The following is a 21,290-nucleotide window of genomic DNA, read 5'->3' on the forward strand; positions in this document are numbered from 1 at the left end:
GTTCAGCGCCCTTTGAAGAGGCCACCCAAAATGCCGCGCACCATGCGGCGGCCTGTGGTGCCGGTCAGTTCCTTGACAACCATCTTGGTCATTGCCTCGCCAAAGCTGGCCCCCCGCCGCGCCGGGCGCGACGTCGAACGCGTCACACCCTTGGCCGAATAGCGGCGGGCCGCATTGAACTCGCGCAGCATCGGCGTCGCCTCTTCGGCCTTCGTTTCCGCCACTTCCGCCTCTTGCGCCGCCGCATCGGCCCGTGCCTTCAACATCTCGAAGGCGGATGTGCGATCAAGCGTCTGATCATATTTGCCCGCCATGTCGCTCGCGGCCAGATGCGCCTTGCGTTCGGCATCCGTCACGGGGCCCAGTTGCGATGATGGCGGCCGGATCAGGGTGCGCTCCACGATCCCCGGCACGCCCTTCTTTTGCAGCATCGACGTCACCGCCTCGCCCACGCCGACCTCGCGAATGGCCTCCTCCGTCTCGAACCGCGGGTTCTCACGGTAGGTCTCCGCCGCCATGCGCAATTCCTTCCGGTCCTTGGCGGTAAACGCACGCAACGCATGCTGAAACCGGTTGCCAAGCTGACCCAGGATATCCTCGGGCACGTCCGCAGGATTCTGGGTGATGAAATACACCCCCACCCCTTTGGACCGGATCAGTCGCGCCACCTGTTCGACCTTGTCGACCAGCGCCTTGGGCGCGTCCTCGAACAGCAGATGCGCCTCGTCAAAGAAGAAGACCAGCTTGGGCTTGTCGGGGTCGCCCACCTCGGGCAATTCCTCGAACAGTTCGGACAGCAGCCACAGCAGGAATGTGGCATAAAGCTTGGGCGCACCCATCAGCCTGTCAGAGGCCAGGATGTTCACCATCCCCTTGCCCGCCGCATCGGTGCGCATCAGGTCCGACAGCTCCAGCGCCGGTTCGCCGAACAGCTGGCTCGCCCCCTGGTTTTCCAGCACCAGCAACCGGCGTTGGATCGCGCCGATGGATTGCGTCGACACGTTGCCATAGCGCAGGCTCAGATCCTTGGCATTCTCGCCCACCCAGACCAGCAACGCCTGCAGATCCTTGAGATCCAGCAAGGGCATGCCTTCCTCGTCCGCCAGGCGAAAGGCGATGTTCAGGATACCCTCCTGCGCTTCGGTCAGTTCCAGAAGCTGGGCCAGCAAAAGCGGCCCCATCTCGGATACGGTGGTGCGCACCGGATGGCCCTGGGCGCCGAACATGTCCCAGAAGGTGACGGGACAGGCGTGATAGGAATAATCCGAAAACCCGATCTTTTCCGCCCGTTCCGTGAACGGGCCGTGCAGTTTGTGCGCGGCCGTGCCCGATTTCGCCAGCCCCGACAGGTCGCCCTTGACGTCCGAAAGGAACACCGGCACGCCCGCATTCGAAAACCCCTCGGCCAGGATTTGCAGGGTCACGGTCTTGCCGGTGCCGGTCGCCCCCGCGATCAATCCGTGCCGGTTGGCGTATTTCAACGTCAGGCCCTGCTTTTCGGCATAATCGACCCCGCCGCCCCCGATGAAAATATGATCGTTCATGCCATTAACCTTTTGTCCATTGGGGCCTTCGGCGCGACCATACAAAGTTAACCATTGGGTGCCATAGTGTTTTTGTTCAGCGCCCAGAGTCCTCCTGGCGCGGAACACTTCCTCCCTGTCAGACTGGGCCGCGCCTTGTGCGCGGCCATTTTTTCACAAAACTGAACCAAGCAGTTTAGGTGCTGATTTCACAAAAGAATTTTTCCGGCTTTTCCCTGTTGACCCCCGGCAGTGGCTCTCGTAACGTCTGCGCAATAAGTCGGCCAGTCCGACGGGGAGAGAAAAAGACACTTGGAAAAGGGGGCTTTGGGGCCCCCTTTTTTGCTGTTTGGGCCATGTCACGAAAACTTTCCTCTTTGCCGCTGACACTGCCCGTTGTCCGTGCTAGCACTCCGGCAAATGAAACAAGAGCGGATTTAACATGCGTACGTCCCTGATTGCCCTTACCGCGGCCCTTCTGATGCCAATTGGCGTCATGGCCCAATCCACGGACTCCACAACCGAAGAAACGACAGACGCGCCCGATGTCGGCAGCGCCATCGAAGACCAGCTGAGCCTGGGCGAAGACGCCTCGCTGCCTCAGGTGGGTGACACCTACACGGCCGAAACAAACGGCGCGTGGGAATTGCGCTGCATCAAGACCGAAGAGGGCGAAGACCCCTGTCAGATGTACCAGCTGATGTCAGACGCCGAAGGCACGCCCGTGGCCGAAATATCGATCTTCCGCCTGCCCGAAGGCGGCCGGGCCGTGGCCGGCGCCACGATCATCGTGCCGCTCGAAACCTCCCTGCCCCAGCAGCTGACCATGGCCGTCGACGGTGGTCAGGCACGGCGCTATCCCTTCGCGTTCTGCAACCCGATCGGGTGCTATTCGCGCGTGGGTCTGGTGGCAGAAGAGGTGGCGCAGTTCCGTCGCGGCGCCAGCGCGACGCTGACGATTGTGCCCGCGTTGGCCCCCGACCAGAAGGTCGAGTTGGACATGTCGCTCAGCGGCTTTACCGCGTCGTTCGACAAGACGACAATCGCCCAGTTCTGATCTGACACGTCACCACGACCACAGCCGCCCCGGCAATCACGGGGCGGCTTTTTCTATTTGATCCTGCGCAGGGCCAGCACCGCATTCATGCCGCCAAAGGCAAAGGCATTGGACAGGACCACATCCACGTCCGCCTGGCGCGCCTCGTTCGGCACCACGTCCAGCGCACATTCCGGGTCCGGTTCTTCATAGCCAATGGTGGGCGCGATCACCCCGTCCCGCAGCGCCATGATGCAGGCCAGCAATTCAACCGCACCGGTGCCGCCAATCAGGTGCCCATGCATCGATTTGGTGGACGAGATCATCAGCTTGTCCGCATGGGGTCCGAAGACATCCGCCACGGCCGCGCATTCGGTCTTGTCGTTCGCCGCCGTGCCGGTGCCATGGGCGTTGATGTACCCGATCTGGTCCGCGTTCACGCGCGCATCGGCCAAGGCCCCCGACATGGCCCGTGCGGCACCGTTCTTTGACGGCATCACGATGTCAGCCGCATCCGAAGACATGGCAAAACCCGCCACTTCGCACAGGATATCGGCCCCACGGGCCCGTGCATGTTCGTATTCCTCGAACACGAAAACGCCTGCGCCCTCGCCCTGGACCATGCCGTTGCGGTTGGCGGAAAACGGACGGCACGCGTCCTTTGACATCACCCGCAGACCTTCCCACGCTTTGACGCCGCCGAAACACAACATGCTCTCCGATCCGCCCGTGACCATGACGGGCGCCATGCCGGTGCGCACCATCTGAAAGGCCTGCGCCATCGCATGGTTCGACGACGCACAGGCGGTAGCGACGGTAAAGGACGGCCCCTTGAGGTTCCATTCCATCGATACGTGGCTCGCGGCGGCGTTGTTCATCAGCTTGGGCACGACAAAGGGGTGCACCCGGTTCTTGCCCTCTTCATAGACCAGGCGGTAATTCTGGTCCCATGTGCTGACGCCACCCGCCGCGGTGCCCAGGATCACGCCCGACTTTGCGGCCTCTTCCCCGGAAAAGGTCAGGCCCGATTGTTCGATGGCTTCCTTGGCGGCGGCCAGCGTGAACTGCGTGAACCGGTCATACAGGCTCATCTGCTGGCGGTTGTACCGTCCTTCGGCCTCGAACCCGCGCACCTGACCTCCGATCTGGATGGCCAGCCGGTCCACATCCTGAAACTCAAGCGCGCAAATGCCGCTGCGGCCCTCGCGCATGGCCTCAAGGGTTTCGGCCACATCATGGCCCAGGGCGTTCACGGTGCCCGCACCGGTAATGACAACGCGGTGCATCAGCTTTTCTGTTCTGCGATCAGCTTCTCGATGCCCGCAATGATCGACTGCACGCTTGAGATGTCAAAGTCGCTTGCCTCGGGCTCGTTCGCGTTGAAGGGGACCTGGATGTCGAATTCTTCCTCGATCGCGAAAATGCTTTCGACCAGGCCAAGGCTGTCGATACCCAGGTCTTCCAAGGTATTGTCCAAGCTGACGTCGCCGGGTTCAAGCACCGCCTGTTCCGCGACAATCTCGATGACCTTGTCCTTGATGCTCATCGTCTGTCCCCTTGCCTGACTTGGGAGTGATTTAGTCACTGCCATCCGACTTGGAAACCGCTTTCTTGAGGTCCGCCATGTCGCGCATCAGCCGCCCGATGCGGCGGACGTTGCGAAACACTTCGAGATTGGTTTTCATCTCGATCGCCGGATAGCCCATCATGACCTTGCCATCGCGCACCGAACTCAGCACCTTGCTGGCGGCGGCCAGAACGACGTTGTTGCCGATGGTCACGTTGTCGGACACGCCCACCTGGCCTGCCATGACAACGAAATTGCCCACAGTGACCGACCCGGCAATGCCCACGCACCCGCACAGCAGATTGTCCTCGCCGATGACGCAATTGTGGCCGATATGAACCAGGTTATCGATCTTGGTGCGGTTACCAACCGTCGTGGGCCGGATGGTGCCGTTGTCGATGACCGAATTGCTGCCGATCTCGACTTCGTCACCGATGACCACGGCACCCAGCGATGCAATGCGCGCCCAGGGCTGGCCGGTGGCGTGCCCCTGGTCGCCCAGCGACTCGCGCACCGCCTCGACACCGCTTTTCTCCGGCGTGACAAAGGAAAACCCGTCCCCGCCGATACGCGCGCCGGGCTGCGCAATGAAATCTGCACCGATCTGCACGCCCGCGCCAATGCTGACATGTTCTCGCAGATGGGCATTCGGGCCCAACCGTGCGCGCCACCCGACAAAGGACAAGGGGCCAATGACAGCATCCGCGCCGATCACCGCCTCGGGCCCGATCACCGCACCGGCACCGATGGACACGTTGTCCCCCAGCACTGCAGAGGGATCAACGCTGGCCGATGGATGAATGCCCGCGCCAAAGCCCTGTCCGGGATCGGCCATCGCCGTCAGGCGCGACATGGCAAAGCGGGGGCGCCGGGGCAGAATGGCCGCACGCAGACCCAGGCTCTCCCACGGGGCACCATCCCACAACAGCGCCGCCTGCGCGGCCCCTTCGGCAATGGCATCGGCGTATTTGGCATTGCTGGCCAGCGCCAGATCGCTAGCCGACGCCTGCGCCGGCTCGGCCAGACCCGTCACAACCAGATCGGTATCCCCAACCGCCTGCGCGTCCAGCGCATCGGCAATCTGGGCGATGGAATAACGCATGAAGGGTCCCCTTGTTGCTCGTGGCTCAGGGGCCGGATTTACCCCTGAACGGCGCGCAGGGCCACCCCTGCATTCGACAGCGCATTCCAGATCTTGGCGTCTCTTCCATAGATGTCGCGGCGATACTGCGTGTGCCCCTTGGGAGTGGTGAACGCCGTGCGGTAGATGATGTGCACGGGCACCGGCGCTTTCAAGTCGACGCGTGTCTCGCGGCCCGTGGCCAGCACGGACTGGAAATACTGTTCGGGGTTGCTTTCCTGCTTGGCCAGCAGCGTATAGGCAAAGTCGAACGGATCGGCCAGCCGCACGCACCCATGGCTATAGGCACGCACCTCGCGGCCGAACAGGTTCTTGGCGGGCGTGTCGTGCAGGTAGATGTTGTGCACGTTGGGGAACATGAACTTGACCAGTCCCAGCGCATTGCCCTTCGACGGCGGCTGGCGCATGGCAAAGGGAAAGGTCTTGGCCGTGTACTGGCTGAAATTCACGGCACCCCGGTTCACCTTGCGGCCCCGACTGTCGGTGATCTCGATATGCTGGACCGCATTGCGGTTGCGTTTGAGGGCCGGCAGATATTCCTTGGTCACGATCGAACGCGGGACGTACCAGCTTGGGTTGATGACCATGAACTCCATGACATCCGAAAACTCGGGCGTGGGGCGGTCATCCTTGTTGGCGCCCACCACCGACCGCGTCTCGAAGGTCAGCTTGCCACTGTCGATCACCTTGGCGGTGAAGTCCGGGATGTTCACCAGGATATGGCGCTTGCCGCGCTCCTGATTGACCCAGCGTTCGCGTTCCATGGCGACAATGATCGATTGCAGGCGGTCCTGCACGCCTTTGTTCATTTCGGTGATGGTGGCCTGCCCGGCCACACCATCGGCAGTCATGCCATGGGCCAGTTGGAACTGCTGCACGGCGGCTTGAACGGTCGCGTCATAGGTCTGGGTGTTGGTGCGTTGCAGGAACCCCATGGCCATCAGGCGGTTGCGCAAAATGACAACCGCATCGCCCGACTGGCCCGGCTTCAACCCGGTGCCGGGAACCTTCTGACCCCAGCCGCCCTTGGCCAGCAACCGCTCCATGCGGAGCTTTTCCTTCATCAGGGCTGTGTATTCAGTGGTCTTGGGCGCCAGCGCCTTGAAAAAACCCGATGGCGAGGATTTCGAGAAGTTCACCAGATACGATGTGCGGTCGCGATAGGGCACCTGGCGAACAATGGCGCGGTCCACACGCGACGGGACCAGAACACCGGTCTGCAAGTCGCGCGAATATTGCAGGAACGTGCGGCTCATCTCGACCTCGACCAGACCGCGATCGCGCTGGGTCTTGGCCGCCTTCATCTTGGCCTGAAGGCCCGCGGCATCATAGCGCGCAGCGGGCAAGCCATGATTGCCGGCCTGCGACAGGGCATCGAACAGGGCCACGCGGCGCTGGCGTTCGCGGCCCGACCGGCCCGTCCACAGGCTGTCATAGCCGTTGGCCTTGTAGAACGCGGCAATGTCCGCATCCCGTGCCGCGGCCTCGGCCACCGCCTGCTTGAAGGCCGTCACCTGGGCCGACACGGACTGCGGCGCGCCTCCGAAAAACACAGCCATCACCAGGGCCAGCGCCATCATCCAAACCCGCGAAATCTTCACCGTCATGTCACACCCGTTGTCGCTTTACTCAATGGTCGGCCCCTTATCCCAAAGGGCCGGGAACACTGTCCATTCACTTTGCCGCAAGGCATCCCAAGAACACCCTGCCTGATGCACCCGTGCATCGTCTCGCGCCCTTTGCGCCACATGCGACGGATTTTGCGCAAAATTTTGCCTAAATGGCTTGCGAGGTTCGGAGCACCGGATTCAGCACTTGGTAAACGAATCAAGCTATGGCATAGAAATGTTGCATCTGGGGATGAGATGACAAATCCCGTGTAACATCACGGGCAGGCAGGCGTACGGGACGCGCAGTAACATGACGAACAATACCTCTACGGGCATGACCCGCCGGGCCGTACTTGGCGCATTTGCAGCTACGGCAGTCACGGCGGCACCAACTTTCTCAAACGCAGCAGGGTTCTTACGCGGCGCGGGCGACATCCGCCGCCTGCGTATGTATTCCGGCCGGACCGGTGAACGCATCGACATGATCTACTGGATCGAGGGCGATTACATCAAGGACGCCGTCAGGGAAGTGAACCACTTCATGCGGGACTGGCGCACCGACGATGTCAAATCGATGGACCTGCGCAATGTCGACATCATGGCCGCCGCGCACAATCTGCTCGATACCGACGAACCCTACATGCTTCTGTCGGGCTATCGCAGCCCGAAAACCAACGCCATGTTGCGGTCGCGCAGCCGCGGTGTCGCGAAGAATTCGCTGCACATGAAAGGTCAGGCCGCTGACCTGCGTCTCTCCACCCGGTCGGTCGGACAGATGGCGCGCGCGGCACAAGCGTGCCGTGGTGGCGGGGTCGGCAAGTATTCCGGATCCAACTTCGTGCACATGGATTGCGGGGTCATCCGCAGCTGGGGCCGGTAACAGCCTTTCCTACATCACCTTTCTGGGGCGCCGCGGCGCCCTTTTTCGTGCCGGGTGGTGCGCATCGAGGGGGGAATTGCACACCACCCGGTTGGGACAGTTGCTACGAACAACACCTTGGGAACGTGACCAACACGGGATTGGTTCCCGGGCCGTCAGAAAAAAATGTGCGCGGCCTTTCGCCGGACCGGACATGAAAATGTGACGTGCGTCCACTACGCGCTTACCGTGAATGACACAGACGCGTTTTCGGGGGACCCACATGACACATTTCATCTCACGCCGCACCTTCCTTGCAACCACCGCGACCTTTGCAGCCGTGCACCCGTTCAGCCTGCGGGCCAGCACGAACCAGGCGCATCTGCGGATCATGGAAACGACCGACCTGCACGTGCACGTCTTCCCCTACGACTACTACGCCGACCGTCCCCGCGACACGGTGGGCCTGTCGCGCACGGCTTCCATCATCGAAAGCATCCGGGCCGAGGCCACGAATTCCATGCTGATCGACAATGGCGACTTTCTGCAGGGCAACCCGATGGGCGACTACATCGCCTATGAACGGGGCATGAAAGACGGCGACGAACATCCCATCATCACCGCCATGAACACCGTAGGCTTTGATGCCGCCACACTGGGCAACCACGAATTCAACTACGGCCTCGACTTTCTCATGAAATCGCTGGCGGGCGCCAACTTCCCCGTGGTCTGCGCCAACGTGTCCAAGCAGCAAGGCGCGGACGCCGCCGCTGACACCACCCTCGTGCCGCCTTTCGTGATCCTGGACCGCACGGTGACGGATGGCGCGGGCGAAACCCACCCGATCAAGGTCGGCCTCATCGGCTTTGTCCCGCCGCAGATCATGAACTGGGATCGCCGCCATCTCGACGGCAACGTACAGGCCCGCGACATCGTGGACACCGCCAAAACCCTCGTGCCACTGATGAAGGAACAAGGGGCCGACATCATCATCGCACTCAGCCACTCGGGGATCGGGGCCGCCGACCACACGGACGGCATGGAAAACGCCTCCGTCCCCCTCGCTGCCGTTGACGGCATCGACGCGATCCTCACCGGCCACCACCACCAGGTCTTCCCCTCGCCCACCTATGCCGACCTGCCCGCCGTCGACGTGGCAAACGGCACGATCCACGGCAAACCGGCAGCCATGGGCGGGTTCTGGGGCTCGCACCTCGGTGTCATCGACCTGATGCTGGAACGCGACGGATCGGAGTGGCGGATCACCGGCCACGGCTCCGAGGCGCGGCCCATCTCCAAACGCAACGAAGACCGCTCGGTCACCGCCCTTGTCGAAGACCACCAACCGGTGCTCGACAGCGTGCAGGCCGAACACGACGCCACGCTCGCCTATGTGCGTCGCGCCGTCGGCAAGACGGATGCGCCGCTCCACAGCTACTTCGCCCTCGTCGCCGACGACCCTTCGGTCCAGATCGTGTCGATTGCCCAAAGCTGGTACATCGCCCAGATGATGCAGGGCACCGAATACGAAGGGCTGCCGATCCTGTCCGCTGCGGCCCCCTTCAAGGCCGGTGGTCGGGGCGGCCCGGAATACTTCACGGATGTGCCCAAGGGTGACGTGGCGATCAAGAACGTGTCTGACCTCTATCTCTACCCCAACACCGCGCGCGCCGTGCTGGTGACGGGATCGCAGGTCAAGGATTGGCTTGAACGCTCCGCCGGCATGTTCAACCAGGTCGCCCCCGGCAGCAGCGACGCCCCCCTGCTGAACCCCGACTTCCCCAGCTACAATTTCGACGTGATGGACGGCGTGACCTACCAGATCGACCTCAGCCAACCGTCGAAATTCGACCCCAAGGGGGAGCTGATCAACGCAGAGGCCAACCGCATCGTCAACTTGAAGTTTAACGGCGAACCCATTGACCCAGAACAGAAGTTCATCATTGCCACCAACAACTACCGCGCAGGCGGCGGCGGCAACTTCCCCGGCGCCAAGGGTGACAGCGTGGTGTTCGAGGCCCCCGACACAAACCGCGACGTCATCGTGCGCTACATCGTGGAACAAGGCACGATCAGCCCCCGCGCAGACGCCAACTGGTCCTTTGCGCCGCTCGACAACACCAGCGTGCTGTTCGAAACGGGCCCAAAGGCCGCCGACTATATCGACGACGTCAAGGGCGTGATCATCGAACCGGCAGGCGACGGCCCCGACGGCTTTGCCCGGTTCCGCATCTCGCTCTGATTTTATCAATTGCAGGGCGTGGGTGGCACCGCTATACCGCGCCCCAGTGGACCATTAGCTCAGCTGGATAGAGCGCTGCCCTCCGAAGGCAGAGGCCAGAGGTTCGAATCCTCTATGGTCCGCCATACTTTTTATTGCGCTACCGCCTCGGGCTACTTGAGCGCGAAGGCTCGAGTTAGGACTTTGTCCGAACCTCTCCGCCACATCCCTTATGCGCTACCGCCTTCGGCTCCTTGAGCGTGGCCCTACTGCCGCGACCACAACGCCGTCTGCGGATAGAACTGCGACCACGCAAACCAGAACGCCTGATGGCTGCCCAGATCGGCACCCGACGCATCCACGGCCCGGATACCGCCCGCATCCAGCTTCAGATGCACGCCGTCCAGGACAATCTCATCCCCGCGCGACAACACCAGCAGGGCAGTGCTGCGCCGAAACGCGACAGGCGTGCCCGAGGGCGCAACCACGCCAATCACGTCTTCCTGTACCGGCAATCGCGGGTCCACATCGCCCACCGGAAAAATGGGCCCGTTGGCATCCCGTGTGCTGCGAAAATCCGGATCACGCCCCAGCGCATAGCGTTCCAGCAAAACCGTTGTCTCCGGATGCTGCGCCTTCCACGTGCCCCAGTCGGTGGTGATCACGGTAGCCTGCTTCAATTGCACCCCCTTCTCGGCCAGCGGCCCGGTCACGGCCTTGCCCAGAAACGTGTCGAACACCGACATCGTTTCAATGTCATACATGACCTTGTTCGACCGGCTCAGCAAACCAGAGGTCCGCAGGATGGGGCGTTTCACCCCGGTCGGCAGATCATCGGTGAAATAGGCCTGCGCCGCCCCGCACAGCGTGCAGTACGGAATGCCCAGATCACGCCCGCCCAGGGTGTCATTGACCATCTCGCGCACCTCCATGATCTGGCGCGGATAGGCGCGATATTCACCATTCACCTCGACACCAAAGACGATATCATCGTCCTCCAGCCAGGTGGCCTCTGCCGCCGAACTCACCTCCGGGTTGTCCGCCGCCGGGATGCACCGGCATCCGTCATCCGTGGTGTCGTAAGGCCGGTCGTCAATCAGCACGCCGCCCCAGGACACCAGACGCCAGTCAATATCACCCTCGACAAAGATCTGCTCCCACCCCGGCACAATGCCGGTATAGATCGTGCGCTTCAGCCGCAGGTAATCCGGCGGCGCCGGGATGTCCCACGCAATCAAATGATCGGTGATCGCGCCCCAATTGTCCTGCCCGTCAAAGGATTTGCCCAAAAGGTCCGACGCCGCCCCCGACAGGATATCATGCAGCGCCCCCGACGCGGCAAAGCGCATCACGTCACTGATCAGCCACGCCAGACGCGGATCACCGGACTTGGAAATCTCGGCCAGGGCCAGCGTCTGGTTTTCGTCCCAGGTGGACAGCACAATGCTGTCGACAAAGGCCACGCGCACCGCGAACTGCATCGCGGGCGACAGGTCCCCCGACGGCACAGGCGGCGGCGCGCCGAATTCCTTGATGACATAGGCGGGCACCTCTGCAGTCTGGGCCCGGCCGGACCCGGGCCAAAGCTGGGCCGCAGCCACGCAAAGGGTCAACGCAAGCCCGCGCAAAACAGTGGTCATAACCGGTGACATGAGAAAGCCTTTCCGCGCACCTGGCCTGCCTTGCCCGATCGGTCCGTCATGGACCCGGATCAGCCGCACAAGCCGTGTCACGCCTTGTCCAAAATCACGGCAACTGTGCCTTGTAAGCTGCGCGCCACCCAATCACGATTGCATCAGCTACCGTGAGCGCGGGACATATCGGTTCAGGTCTTTTCCAGGATCCAGACCTGTTCGACCGGGAACTCCTTGGCCCAGGCCGCGGGGATCGCCGCGCGTTCTCCCTCCGCCCAGTCCGGCGCATAAAGCTCGTGATACCCGCGCACTTCAAATCCGATCCTGGTAAACAAGGCCATCCAATCCGCCACCGTCAGGTTGAAACAGATGCCGCTTGGCTCGTACGCGACAGTCGTCCAATCCGCGCCCCACATCCCCTTGTAGGGGCGGTGCAGGGTCCGGTCATTGGGCATCCCATCCTCGGGCGATGTGATCAGCGAAATGGGGTGATTGCCCAGAAAGGTCAGCCGCCCGCCGGGGCGCAACAGCCGCCAGGCCTCCCGCAGCCACAGATCGGGCGTGCACCAGATCGCTGCACCATATTCCGAGATCGCGAAATCAAAGCTCTGGTCCGGCAACCCGGTCTCTTCGGCGTTGCCTTCGACAAAGGTGATATCGGCACCATGCTGCGCTGCCAGGTCCCGTGCCGTTGCCAGTTGCGCGGCAGAAACGTCAATGGCCGTCACCCGCGCGCCGCGGCGCGCCATCCATCCCGCGACATAACCGGTGCCGCACCCCAACTCGATGGCGTCCATCCCCGACATGTCATCGGGCAGAAGATGCAATCCGTCATCCGGGTTGTTCCAGGTGCCCCACTCGGGCGTCTCCATCGCCCAGGCCCGTTCTCCCATCTCGACCCAATTGGGGGCATCCTTGTCCCACAGCTCTCGGTTCACGGCCACGTAATCGCGCGACATCAGGAATCTCCGGCAAAACCATGCGTCGCCGGACGATACTCCAAAACGCAAAAAACACGAAACCGGGTCCCCGCCCGCCGTCGGGCAGCAGCATGGCGCGCGGCTGGTTAATTTTAGCGAAACGCGGCGTGCGGTCCGCAAGCCATTGATGTCAGGCCCGTTTCACAGGCAGGCTAAGACTTCGCAAACCCGGCGCACGCCTTGTCCCCGCGGGGACACATCCCCTGTCCCCGCGGGGACAGGCTCAGGCGAACAAGTCGTGCGCCAGTTCCAGCGCCTCGACCAGCACGTCCACCTCGTCCTTGGTGTTGTACATGCCAAAGGACGCGCGGCATGTGGCGTTCAGCCCCATATGCTCCATCAGCGGACCGACACAATGCTGGCCCGCGCGCACCGCGACCCCCTTCTTGTCAAGGATGGTCGAAATGTCATGCGCGTGCCCGGCCCCGTCCAGCGTGAACGAGAAAATGGCGCCCTTGTCCGGTGTCGTGCCCTGCACCTGCAACCAGTTCAGGCCACCAAGCTTTTCAACCGTGTAGTCGCGCAAGCTGTCCTCATGCGCTGCAATGGCGTCCATTCCGTGGCCCATCATGTAATCCAGCGCGGCGCCCAGCCCGATCATCTGCACGATGCCGGGCGTGCCCGCCTCGAACTTGTGCGGCGGGTCGTTGTAGATCACGGCGTCCTTCGACACCTCCTTGATCATGTCGCCCCCTCCGATGAAGGGGCGCATCTCGGCCATCCGCTCGGCCTTGCAATAGATGGCACCGGACCCCGACGGACCATAGAGCTTGTGGCCCGTGATCGCGTAGAAATCGGCACCCAGATCCTGCACATCGACGGGCATGTGCACTGCCGCTTGCGACCCGTCGACCAGGACCGGCACACCCTTGGCATGCGCGCCCTCGCAGATCGCCTTGATGTCCACCTTCGTGCCCAGCACATTCGACATGTGGGTCACCGCCACCAGCCTGGTCCTGGGCCCGATGGCATCGATCACCTTCTGCGGATCAAGCGCACCGGTCGCGTCCACATCGACCCACTTCAGAACAACGCCCTGACGTTCGCGCAGGTAATGCCACGGCACGATATTGGCGTGATGTTCCATGACCGACAGCACGATCTCGTCGCCCGCGTCCATCCGTGGCATGGCCCAGCCATAGGCCACCATGTTGATACCCTCGGTGGTGCCGGAATTCATCACGATCTCATCTTCAGAACCGGCGTTCAGGAACCTCGCCAGCTTGCCCCGCACGCTTTCGTAATTGTCGGTCGCCAGGTTCGACAAGAAGTGCAGGCCGCGGTGTACGTTGGCATATTCCTCGGAATAGGCCTTGGAAATCGCATCGATCACGACCTGCGGCTTTTGCGCCGAGGCGCCGTTGTCGAGGTACACAAGCGGCTTGCCGTTCACCTCGCGCGACAGGATCGGAAAGTCTGCCCGGATGGCGCCCACGTCATACATTCTGCAATCCCCCTGCGGTCACGCCGGTCAGCGTCACAAGCATCATCATTCCAATAAAAAGGCCCGCCAGAACCACCAGAAGCAGACCAAAGGCCCGAAAGAGCGACTCGAACCGCAAGGCCGCGCTGATGAAATGCAAAAGCAGCCAGAAGGCCACTACCGCAACAACCAGCGCCACAAGACCCGCAATCGCGGGCACGATCAGGCTGAGCACAAGAACCAGCGCCTGCGCGGCGGCCCGTAGCGCCTGCAACCAGGTCAGCAGCGCCAGCATGTCGGCAAAACTGCCCTGCCCGCCCAGGGCCCGACCGGCCCAGACAAGCCCGTGCACCATGACCAGAAGCCCGCCCGCGATGATCGCGAACATCGCCAGCGGGCGCTCCAATAACCCGAGGATCGGGAGCGCCGCGCGGGCCGTGGGGTCGATCTGTCCGTCCAGCAGCACCACCGGACCCGAGGCCAGCAGCGTATTGATGGCGGCCACGGCAAACAGTGCAAAATACAGCGTTTGACGATCAAGGTTCCACGCGATGATCCGCTGTGCAGTGCCGCGCGGGTCGCGCACCGTATCGACAACCAAGTCGGCAAACCCGTTCATGTCGCACGCTCCTGCGCGATGGACCCGCCGATCCAAAACCACAGGAATGCCACGAACCACAGCAGACCCACCGCGGTTTCCTGCGGGCCCGGGCCGATGAAACCGGACACCAGCCCGTGCAGCAAAAGCAGGGGCGCGGACGCAAGCAGCGCCCAGAACAACGCAAGACGCGCCCCATAGCCGGTGCCCTGCCCGCCCAGAACGCGGCCGATCAGCCGCGCGACGAGGGCAAGCCCATACAGCAGAAGTGGCGCGATAAAGATCAATGCCATGAGGCTGCCGCCCATCAGCATGTTCAGGTCCTCACCCGTCAGATGCGCCTCGCGCGACAGACGCGGCAATTGCGCGATGAACAGCAGCGCGCAGGCGGCCATCAGATAGGCCAGCGCGCGATCCTCGCGCGGGCCCATGGCCAGCAGGTGCCGGACCACGCGGCCGGGACCGCGATAGGTGGCGGTGATGTTGCGCGTGATGGACATGCTCCTAGCCCCGGTGCCGCTCCAACCAGCCTTCCAGCCGTTCGACAAGGGCGCCGCGCAGGGTTTCGTCCTCGATCTCTTCGACCGCTTCGGCCAGAAAGGCGAGGGTCAGAAGATCGGTGGCGATCCCCGCGGGGACACCGCGCGAGCGCAGGTAGAACAGCGCGTCTTCGTCAATGGCACCGGACGTCGAGCCATGCGAACAGGCCACGTCATCGGCATAGATTTCCAACTCGGGCTTGGCCAGAAACTGGCTGTCATCGTCCAGCAGAAGCGACTGGCTGATCTGGTACCCATCCGTTTTCTGGGCCCCTTCCTTGACCAGGATCTTGCCCTGGAACACGCCCACTGCCCCGTTGCGCAGCACCTTCTTGAACACCTGGCGGCTTTCGCAGCGCAGCGCGTCATGGGTCACGAACACGGTGTCGTCGTGGTGAAAATCGCCGTCCCCGACACAGGCCCCGGCCACGTGGGCCACGGCATCGTCGCCGGTGATGTCGATCACGCATTCATTGCGGGTCAGACGGCCATTCACGGTGAGCGTGAAGGACTTGAACGTGGATTCGGCCCCCAATCGCGCAAAGATATGCGTGACCGCGCGGCGTTCATGGTCGCGCCCCTGCGCGCGCACATGGTGGAAGGTGCCACCGTCGGCCACGTCCACTTCCATGCACTTGTTGAACCGGGCCGCTGCCGGGCCGGTCTCCAACAGGGTCAGGTCCGCGCCCGCATCGACCCTGATCACATGGTGGAGGATCGCATCCGATGCCTCGTCTTCGTGCAAGTATATGAAATTGATCGGCTTTTCCGCCTTCGCCGTCACGTGGATCAGCACGCCATCCGTGGCAAAGGCCGTGTTCAGCGCCGCCAGCGGGCGCGGCACGTAATGGCCGTTCGCCTCGAGGCTGCCATAGAGATCGGACGCCCAGTGAATGTCAGCGCTGTCGGCCAGACGGTCGATGCGCACACCGGCAAGGGTCAGGTCGTCGGACTGGGCGGGATCGAACACACCGTTGACAAAGACGATCTTGATCCGGTCCATGTCCCCGAACAGCGGCCCTTCGTCATTGTGAAACAGGGCAGCCCCCGGCGCATCAGGTTGCACCAGACTGTCGGGGCGGGTGAATTTCCAGTATTCGTCGCGCCGACCGGGCAGGCCCATTTCGCGCACGCGGGCCAGCGCCGCCTTGCGCGCGGCATCCGCCCAGCCGTTTTGCGGCATCGCAAGCGCTGCCAGCCGGTCTTCGGTCGGGTGTGTCTTGGTCGCGGCCTGGGCCATTACGCCACCTCTGCCAGAATGTCGGCATAGCCGTTGTTTTCAACCTCGAGCGCCAGTTCCGGCCCGCCCGTCTTGACGATGCGGCCATCGGCCATGATGTGCACGACATCGGGTTTGATGTGGTCCAGCAGACGCTGGTAGTGCGTGATCACGAGGAATCCGCGCCCCGCACTGCGCAGCGCGTTCACGCCTTCGGCGACCAGTTTCATCGCATCGACATCCAGGCCCGAATCCGTTTCATCCAGGATGCACATCTTGGGTTCCAGCATTGCCATCTGCAGAATTTCGTTGCGTTTCTTTTCGCCCCCCGAGAAGCCGACATTCACGGGGCGTTTCAGCATGTCCGCGTCGATCTTGAGGTCCTTGGCCTTGGCCCGGATCACCTTGAGGAAGTCTGCGGCGCTCATTTCCTCTTCGCCGCGGGCCTTGAGCTGTGCGTTCACCGCCGTGCGCAGGAAGGTCATGTTGCCCACGCCGGGAATTTCGACCGGGTATTGGAAGGCCAGGAACAGGCCTGCGGCGGCGCGCTCTTCCGGCTCCATCTCGAGCAAGTCATCGCCGTCCAGCGTGGCGCTGCCGCTGGTCACGTCGTAGCCGTCGCGGCCCGACAGGACATAGGACAGCGTGGACTTGCCCGAACCGTTGGGCCCCATGATCGCATGCACCTTGCCCGCTTCGACAGTGAGGTCCACACCTTTGAGGATCTGTTTGTCCTCTTCCTCGAGTTGCACATGCAAGTCTTTGATGTTCAGCATTTTTTCCTGTCCTTGTTCGAGGTAAGGTGCGCAATGAATGCACACCCTACAGATGTTTCATTTGCGTCTATGCCAGAATGACGGCCGTGCCCGAGACACTGACCATCAACATTGAATCGCCAACCACTTCGTAATCCAGGTCGATCCCGATCACGGCGTTGGCGCCCTGGGCTTGTGCCCGGTGTTCCAGTTCGGCCATTGCCGTGTCGCGGGCGTCCTGCAACTTGGATTCGTACGCGCCGGACCGGCCCCCGATGATATCCGTAATGCCCGCAAAGAAATCGCGCACGACATTGGCGCCCATGATCGCCTCGCCCACGACGATGCCGCGGTAGTCGGTCACGGTGTACCCTTCGACGGTGGAGGTGGTTGTCATGATCATTCGGTGTCCTCCTGCGTTTCCCGGGAAAACAGACGTTGCGCGCCAAGCCCGACGGAGACGGACAGGGCCAGGATTGCACACCAGACCCAGAAGGACGTCAGCGCACCCGGCGCAAATGCGGCGGCCACGATCATCCCGCCCAGCACGGCAATGACAAAGGCCAGCCCGCCCTGTTGCGTTCCATCAAGGTCGGAGACGGTGTGGCGCTTGATCGGCTTGTGATGGGTCAGATCCGTCATTCGTCCGCTCCGGCAAAGAGGAAGAACGCAGCGCCGATCGCGCCGCCCGTCAGCGCGCCACCGACCGCAAGCGCCACGGCGAGGCCCGGCAGGGCCACGGCACCCAAGCCACCGCCAAGCGCGGCACCGCCCAGCACCGACAGCGCCATGGTCGCGGAAACCGACCGGGGTTCCTTGTTGGCCGGCATGGTTACCCCACCGACCCTTCGAGCGAGATCGCCACAAGCTGCTGCGCTTCCATGGCGAACTCCATGGGCAGCGCTTGCAGCACATCCTTGCAGAACCCGTTGACCACGAGGGCGACCGCCTCTTCCTCGTCCATGCCACGGCTGCGGCAGTAGAACAGCTGGTCGTCATCCACCTTGGAGGTCGTCGCCTCGTGTTCGACGCGGGACGAGTTGTTCTTGACCTCGATATACGGGACCGTGTGGGCGCCGCACTTGTCCCCGATCAGAAGGCTGTCGCATTGCGTGTAGTTGCGCGAATTCTTGGCCTTCGGGTGCATGGACACAAGGCCGCGATAGGTGTTCTGCGCCTTGCCCGCGCTGATCCCCTTGGAGACAATCCGCGATTTGGTGTTCTTGCCCAGGTGCACCATCTTGGTGCCGGTGTCGGCCTGCTGCATGTTGTTGGCAATCGCGATCGAGTAGAACTCGCCCTGGCTGTCATCGCCCCGCAGGATGCAGGACGGGTATTTCCATGTCACGGCAGAGCCGGTTTCGACCTGCGTCCACATCACTTTGGCCCGGTCACCCCGGCAATCGGCCCGCTTGGTCACGAAATTGTAGATGCCGCCCTTGCCGTTCTCGTCCCCGGGGTACCAGTTCTGGACGGTCGAATATTTCACCTCGGCATCTTCCATGATGACGATCTCGACCACGGCGGCGTGCAGCTGGCTGGTGTCGCGCTGGGGCGCTGTGCAGCCTTCGAGGTAGGACACATATGACCCCTTGTCGGCGATGATGAGCGTCCGTTCGAACTGACCCGTGTTTTCTGCGTTGATGCGAAAATACGTGGACAGTTCCATCGGGCAACGCACGCCGGGTGGAACATAGACAAATGACCCATCGGAGAAGACCGCGCTGTTCAGCGTGGCATAGAAGTTGTCCTGCACCGGCACGACGGACCCGAGGTATTTCTTGACCAGTTCGGGATGTTCCTTGATCGCCTCGGAGATCGAGCAGAAGATCACCCCGGCCTTTTTCAACTCGGCCTGGAATGTCGTGCCCACGGACACGGAATCAAATACGGCATCCACGGCGACCTTGCGGCCCTCGGCGGGCGCATTCTCGGCCCCTTCGACACCGGCGAGGATCATCTGTTCCTTCAGCGGAATACCCAGTTTTTCGTAGGTGGCCAGCAATTTCGGGTCGACCTCGTCCAGCGACTTGGGCTTCACCTCCATGCTTTTGGGGCGGGCGTAATAGTACTGATCCTGAAAGTCGATCTCGGGATAGTCGACCATGGCCCAGTCGGGTTCCTTCATCTGCAGCCAGCGGTCATAGGCTTGCAGACGCCATTCGGTCATCCATTCGGGTTCTTCGTTTTTGTCCGAGATCAGGCGCACGATGTCCGGGGTCAGACCCTTGGGCGCATATTCCATCTCGATGTCGGTTTCCCAGCCGTACTTGTACGTACTGACGTCGCGCACCGCATCAACCGTTTCCTGATCGACGCCGTCCTTGACGACCACATCCTCTGCAACATTGTCCATATCAGACATTCCTCTCGCATCTGAGCGGATTACGCCGCCCGCGCCTCGTGTTTCTTCAACTTTTGCGCCCAAACCTCGGCAAAGCGCAAAACGTCATCCTCTGTCGTGTCCAACCCCAGCGACACCCGCACGGCGCTGGCCGCCTCACGCTCTGAATACCCCATCGCCTTCAACACATGGCTGGCCTTGACCTTGCCACTGGAACAGGCGGACCCCGCCGAAATGGCAAACCCGGCCAGGTCCATCTGCATCACCTGCGTCTCGCCCTTCCAGCCGGGCGTGATGAAACAGGACGTGTTGGGCAGCCTTGGCGCCTCTTTCCCGACAAAAATAGTTGTCTTTGAGGCAGCAGCAAGAGCGTTTTCTAGAATATTTCTAAGTTTCTCGACCCGGTCCCATTTTCCGGCCTCGACATCGCGCTGCGCGGCCTCGGCAGCCGCACCGAAACCAGCGATGCCAATCACGTTCTCAGTGCCAGACCGACGGCCCATTTCCTGGCCCCCGCCGCGCAAAATTGCGATTGGATCGTTTGCCGTAAAGTTGACCAAAGCACCTACACCCTTAGGCCCCCCGAGTTTGTGCCCGGAAAGGATTGCGTAAGAAGGCTTTTCTTCTGCGTAAATGATCGAAGTCTTGCCCGCGACTTGCGTGATATCGGCAACGACCGAGTACGGCACCGTACCTTGTCTTGACGAATTCACGCGATGATTGCCCGCCACTTTTCCTTGCGCCGACATCACCCCGGTTTCACTGTTGGCCGCTGAAATCGCCAACAGACCGGCTGCGGTGTGCGAAGCGCTCCAATCCTGCGGAGCACCCTGCATGATCCAATTCATCACCTCACCAGCGCCATGCCCGTCAACCCCGCCGGCTTTGCCATGAACCGCAGGCAGTTCCTTTTCAGACCAATCCCGAAAGCAATCATGCTCGGTTGGCAGCGCCGCGAAACGACCTCCGTGCTGGCTTTTCTGAGCAACCGCGAGTGCCGCCGCCTCGGTCGCTGACCCCGTAAACACCACCTGCGTCGGCTCACACCCCACAAGCGCCGCCACCTGCGCCCGCGCCTTCTCGACAATCGCCTTCGCGCTGCGCCCCTCCGCATGCACAGACGACGGATTGCCCACCACATCCATGGCGCGCAGCATCGCGTCGCGTGCCTCAGGCCGCAAAGGTGTCGTCGCATTATGATCCAGATAGACCCGGCTCATGTTTCATTGTTCTTCAAATATGCACTCACAAGGTCAGCCATCATCGACCACCGCAAAGAGGTTGGGCACCGCCGGACACGGCGCAAGCTCGTTCCCGATCACATCCGACAACCGGGTCTGGTGCAGGAACACGTAGACATGCGCGCTGAGGCCCTCCCATAACCGGTTGGTGAGGGACTGCGCCTTTGACCCTGATGCCGCACCGGATGCCCCGGCCCCCTTGTGCATGGCATCCACGGTTTCATCCACCGCCGCCAGAATGTCGGCCACACGAATGTCAGAGGCGGACCGTGCCAGCCGGTAGCCACCGCCCGGCCCCCGCACCGACGTCACCAGATCGGCGCGCCGCAGCTTGACAAACAACTGTTCGAGATAGGGCAGGGAAATGTCCTGCCGCGCCGAGATATCCCCCAGGCTGACCAGCTTGTCGTTGGGCTGCATCGCGATATCGGCCAATGCCACCATCGCATAGCGCCCCTTGGTCGACAGTTTCATCGCAAAGCCCCCGATTGACGTCACCGGCCCAAGGCCATACATCCGTTGCCACTGCAGGATGTATGCCTGCGCCTTAAGTTAGAACCGTTCTAAGGTAGCCGATCAATTTCGTCAAGAATTCGGTTG

The 21,290-nt window shown here is 62.2% G+C and carries 21 protein-coding genes and 1 tRNA gene; 4 read left to right on the plus strand and 18 right to left on the minus strand.

The window, feature by feature from the left end; translation table 11 throughout:
* Positions 1 to 2: 2 nt before the first annotated feature.
* Positions 3 to 1,544, minus strand: a complete 1,542-nt coding sequence (locus tag Q0844_RS03020; protein ID WP_299041957.1) for a helicase HerA-like domain-containing protein — start codon at positions 1,542 to 1,544, stop codon at positions 3 to 5.
* 421 nt (positions 1,545 to 1,965) lie between these two features.
* Between Q0844_RS03020 and Q0844_RS03025 the strand changes: the two genes are divergently transcribed.
* Positions 1,966 to 2,580 carry an invasion associated locus B family protein gene (locus Q0844_RS03025; RefSeq protein WP_299041958.1) on the plus strand — a complete coding sequence of 205 codons (615 nt, stop codon included), beginning with the start codon at positions 1,966 to 1,968 and terminating at the stop codon, positions 2,578 to 2,580.
* 53 nt (positions 2,581 to 2,633) lie between these two features.
* Here Q0844_RS03025 and Q0844_RS03030 read toward each other — a convergent pair whose 3' ends face one another.
* From Q0844_RS03030 to Q0844_RS03045, 4 genes are read right to left on the minus strand one after another with little or no spacing between them, the layout of a single operon-like run.
* Complete coding sequence (locus tag Q0844_RS03030) at positions 2,634 to 3,845, minus strand: beta-ketoacyl-[acyl-carrier-protein] synthase family protein (RefSeq protein WP_299041960.1); 1,212 nt, start codon at positions 3,843 to 3,845, stop codon at positions 2,634 to 2,636.
* Complete coding sequence (locus Q0844_RS03035) at positions 3,845 to 4,105, minus strand: phosphopantetheine-binding protein (RefSeq protein WP_299041962.1); 261 nt, start codon at positions 4,103 to 4,105, stop codon at positions 3,845 to 3,847. Before Q0844_RS03035 ends, Q0844_RS03030 begins: the two co-directional genes overlap by 1 nt.
* Before the next feature lie 31 nt (positions 4,106 to 4,136).
* On the minus strand, positions 4,137 to 5,228 hold the full coding sequence (lpxD, locus tag Q0844_RS03040; protein ID WP_299041964.1) for a UDP-3-O-(3-hydroxymyristoyl)glucosamine N-acyltransferase: 1,092 nt from the start codon (positions 5,226 to 5,228) through the stop codon (positions 4,137 to 4,139).
* A gap of 38 nt (positions 5,229 to 5,266) precedes the next feature.
* On the minus strand, positions 5,267 to 6,847 hold the full coding sequence (locus tag Q0844_RS03045; protein WP_299045184.1) for a L,D-transpeptidase family protein: 1,581 nt from the start codon (positions 6,845 to 6,847) through the stop codon (positions 5,267 to 5,269).
* A gap of 340 nt (positions 6,848 to 7,187) precedes the next feature.
* Between Q0844_RS03045 and Q0844_RS03050 the strand changes: the two genes are divergently transcribed.
* The 3 genes from Q0844_RS03050 to Q0844_RS03060 all read left to right on the plus strand — a co-directional run bounded on the left by Q0844_RS03050 (position 7,188) and on the right by Q0844_RS03060 (position 10,103).
* Positions 7,188 to 7,757: a DUF882 domain-containing protein gene (locus tag Q0844_RS03050; RefSeq protein ID WP_299041966.1), complete on the plus strand. Its 570-nt coding sequence runs from the start codon at positions 7,188 to 7,190 to the stop codon at positions 7,755 to 7,757.
* A 262-nt stretch (positions 7,758 to 8,019) separates the two neighbouring features.
* Positions 8,020 to 9,978 carry a bifunctional 2',3'-cyclic-nucleotide 2'-phosphodiesterase/3'-nucleotidase gene (locus Q0844_RS03055; RefSeq protein ID WP_299041969.1) on the plus strand — a complete coding sequence of 653 codons (1,959 nt, stop codon included), beginning with the start codon at positions 8,020 to 8,022 and terminating at the stop codon, positions 9,976 to 9,978.
* 48 nt (positions 9,979 to 10,026) lie between these two features.
* Positions 10,027 to 10,103, plus strand: a tRNA-Arg gene (locus Q0844_RS03060).
* Between the two features lie 120 nt (positions 10,104 to 10,223).
* On the opposite strand, the gene Q0844_RS03065 is transcribed toward Q0844_RS03060, so the two are convergent.
* The 13 genes from Q0844_RS03065 to Q0844_RS03125 all read right to left on the minus strand — a co-directional run bounded on the left by Q0844_RS03065 (position 10,224) and on the right by Q0844_RS03125 (position 21,164).
* Positions 10,224 to 11,609, minus strand: a complete 1,386-nt coding sequence (locus Q0844_RS03065) for a DUF3179 domain-containing (seleno)protein (RefSeq protein ID WP_299041971.1) — start codon at positions 11,607 to 11,609, stop codon at positions 10,224 to 10,226.
* 173 nt (positions 11,610 to 11,782) lie between these two features.
* Complete coding sequence (locus tag Q0844_RS03070) at positions 11,783 to 12,550, minus strand: class I SAM-dependent methyltransferase (RefSeq protein WP_299041973.1); 768 nt, start codon at positions 12,548 to 12,550, stop codon at positions 11,783 to 11,785.
* A 244-nt stretch (positions 12,551 to 12,794) separates the two neighbouring features.
* Positions 12,795 to 14,015 (minus strand): cysteine desulfurase, encoded by a 1,221-nt coding sequence (locus Q0844_RS03075; RefSeq protein ID WP_299041975.1) that lies wholly within the window; start codon positions 14,013 to 14,015, stop codon positions 12,795 to 12,797.
* Positions 14,008 to 14,613 (minus strand): YIP1 family protein, encoded by a 606-nt coding sequence (locus Q0844_RS03080; protein WP_299041978.1) that lies wholly within the window; start codon positions 14,611 to 14,613, stop codon positions 14,008 to 14,010. Before Q0844_RS03080 ends, Q0844_RS03075 begins: the two co-directional genes overlap by 8 nt.
* Positions 14,610 to 15,092: a YIP1 family protein gene (locus Q0844_RS03085; protein ID WP_299041981.1), complete on the minus strand. Its 483-nt coding sequence runs from the start codon at positions 15,090 to 15,092 to the stop codon at positions 14,610 to 14,612. The genes Q0844_RS03080 and Q0844_RS03085 overlap by 4 nt, the downstream gene beginning before the upstream one ends.
* 4 nt (positions 15,093 to 15,096) lie before the next feature.
* Positions 15,097 to 16,371: a SufD family Fe-S cluster assembly protein gene (locus Q0844_RS03090; RefSeq protein ID WP_299041983.1), complete on the minus strand. Its 1,275-nt coding sequence runs from the start codon at positions 16,369 to 16,371 to the stop codon at positions 15,097 to 15,099.
* Entirely contained in the window at positions 16,371 to 17,126 is a 756-nt protein-coding gene (sufC, locus tag Q0844_RS03095; protein ID WP_299041984.1) for a Fe-S cluster assembly ATPase SufC, read from the minus strand. The genes Q0844_RS03090 and sufC overlap by 1 nt, the downstream gene beginning before the upstream one ends.
* 67 nt (positions 17,127 to 17,193) lie before the next feature.
* Positions 17,194 to 17,508, minus strand: a complete 315-nt coding sequence (locus tag Q0844_RS03100; RefSeq protein WP_299041987.1) for a heavy metal-binding domain-containing protein — start codon at positions 17,506 to 17,508, stop codon at positions 17,194 to 17,196.
* Positions 17,505 to 17,747, minus strand: a complete 243-nt coding sequence (locus Q0844_RS03105; protein ID WP_299041990.1) for a hypothetical protein — start codon at positions 17,745 to 17,747, stop codon at positions 17,505 to 17,507. The genes Q0844_RS03100 and Q0844_RS03105 overlap by 4 nt, the downstream gene beginning before the upstream one ends.
* Entirely contained in the window at positions 17,744 to 17,935 is a 192-nt protein-coding gene (locus Q0844_RS03110; RefSeq protein ID WP_299041994.1) for a hypothetical protein, read from the minus strand. Before Q0844_RS03110 ends, Q0844_RS03105 begins: the two co-directional genes overlap by 4 nt.
* Positions 17,936 to 17,937: 2 nt before the next feature.
* Positions 17,938 to 19,470 (minus strand): Fe-S cluster assembly protein SufB, encoded by a 1,533-nt coding sequence (sufB, locus tag Q0844_RS03115; protein ID WP_299041997.1) that lies wholly within the window; start codon positions 19,468 to 19,470, stop codon positions 17,938 to 17,940.
* A gap of 20 nt (positions 19,471 to 19,490) precedes the next feature.
* Positions 19,491 to 20,669: an aminotransferase class V-fold PLP-dependent enzyme gene (locus Q0844_RS03120; RefSeq protein WP_299042001.1), complete on the minus strand. Its 1,179-nt coding sequence runs from the start codon at positions 20,667 to 20,669 to the stop codon at positions 19,491 to 19,493.
* Between the two features lie 33 nt (positions 20,670 to 20,702).
* The gene (locus tag Q0844_RS03125; RefSeq protein ID WP_299042004.1) at positions 20,703 to 21,164 is read right to left on the minus strand and encodes an Rrf2 family transcriptional regulator; all 462 of its coding nucleotides are present in this window, start codon (positions 21,162 to 21,164) and stop codon (positions 20,703 to 20,705) included.
* Positions 21,165 to 21,290: the final 126 nt, after the last annotated feature.

This window comes from uncultured Tateyamaria sp. (genome assembly GCF_947503465.1).
Lineage (GTDB): Bacteria > Pseudomonadota > Alphaproteobacteria > Rhodobacterales > Rhodobacteraceae > Tateyamaria.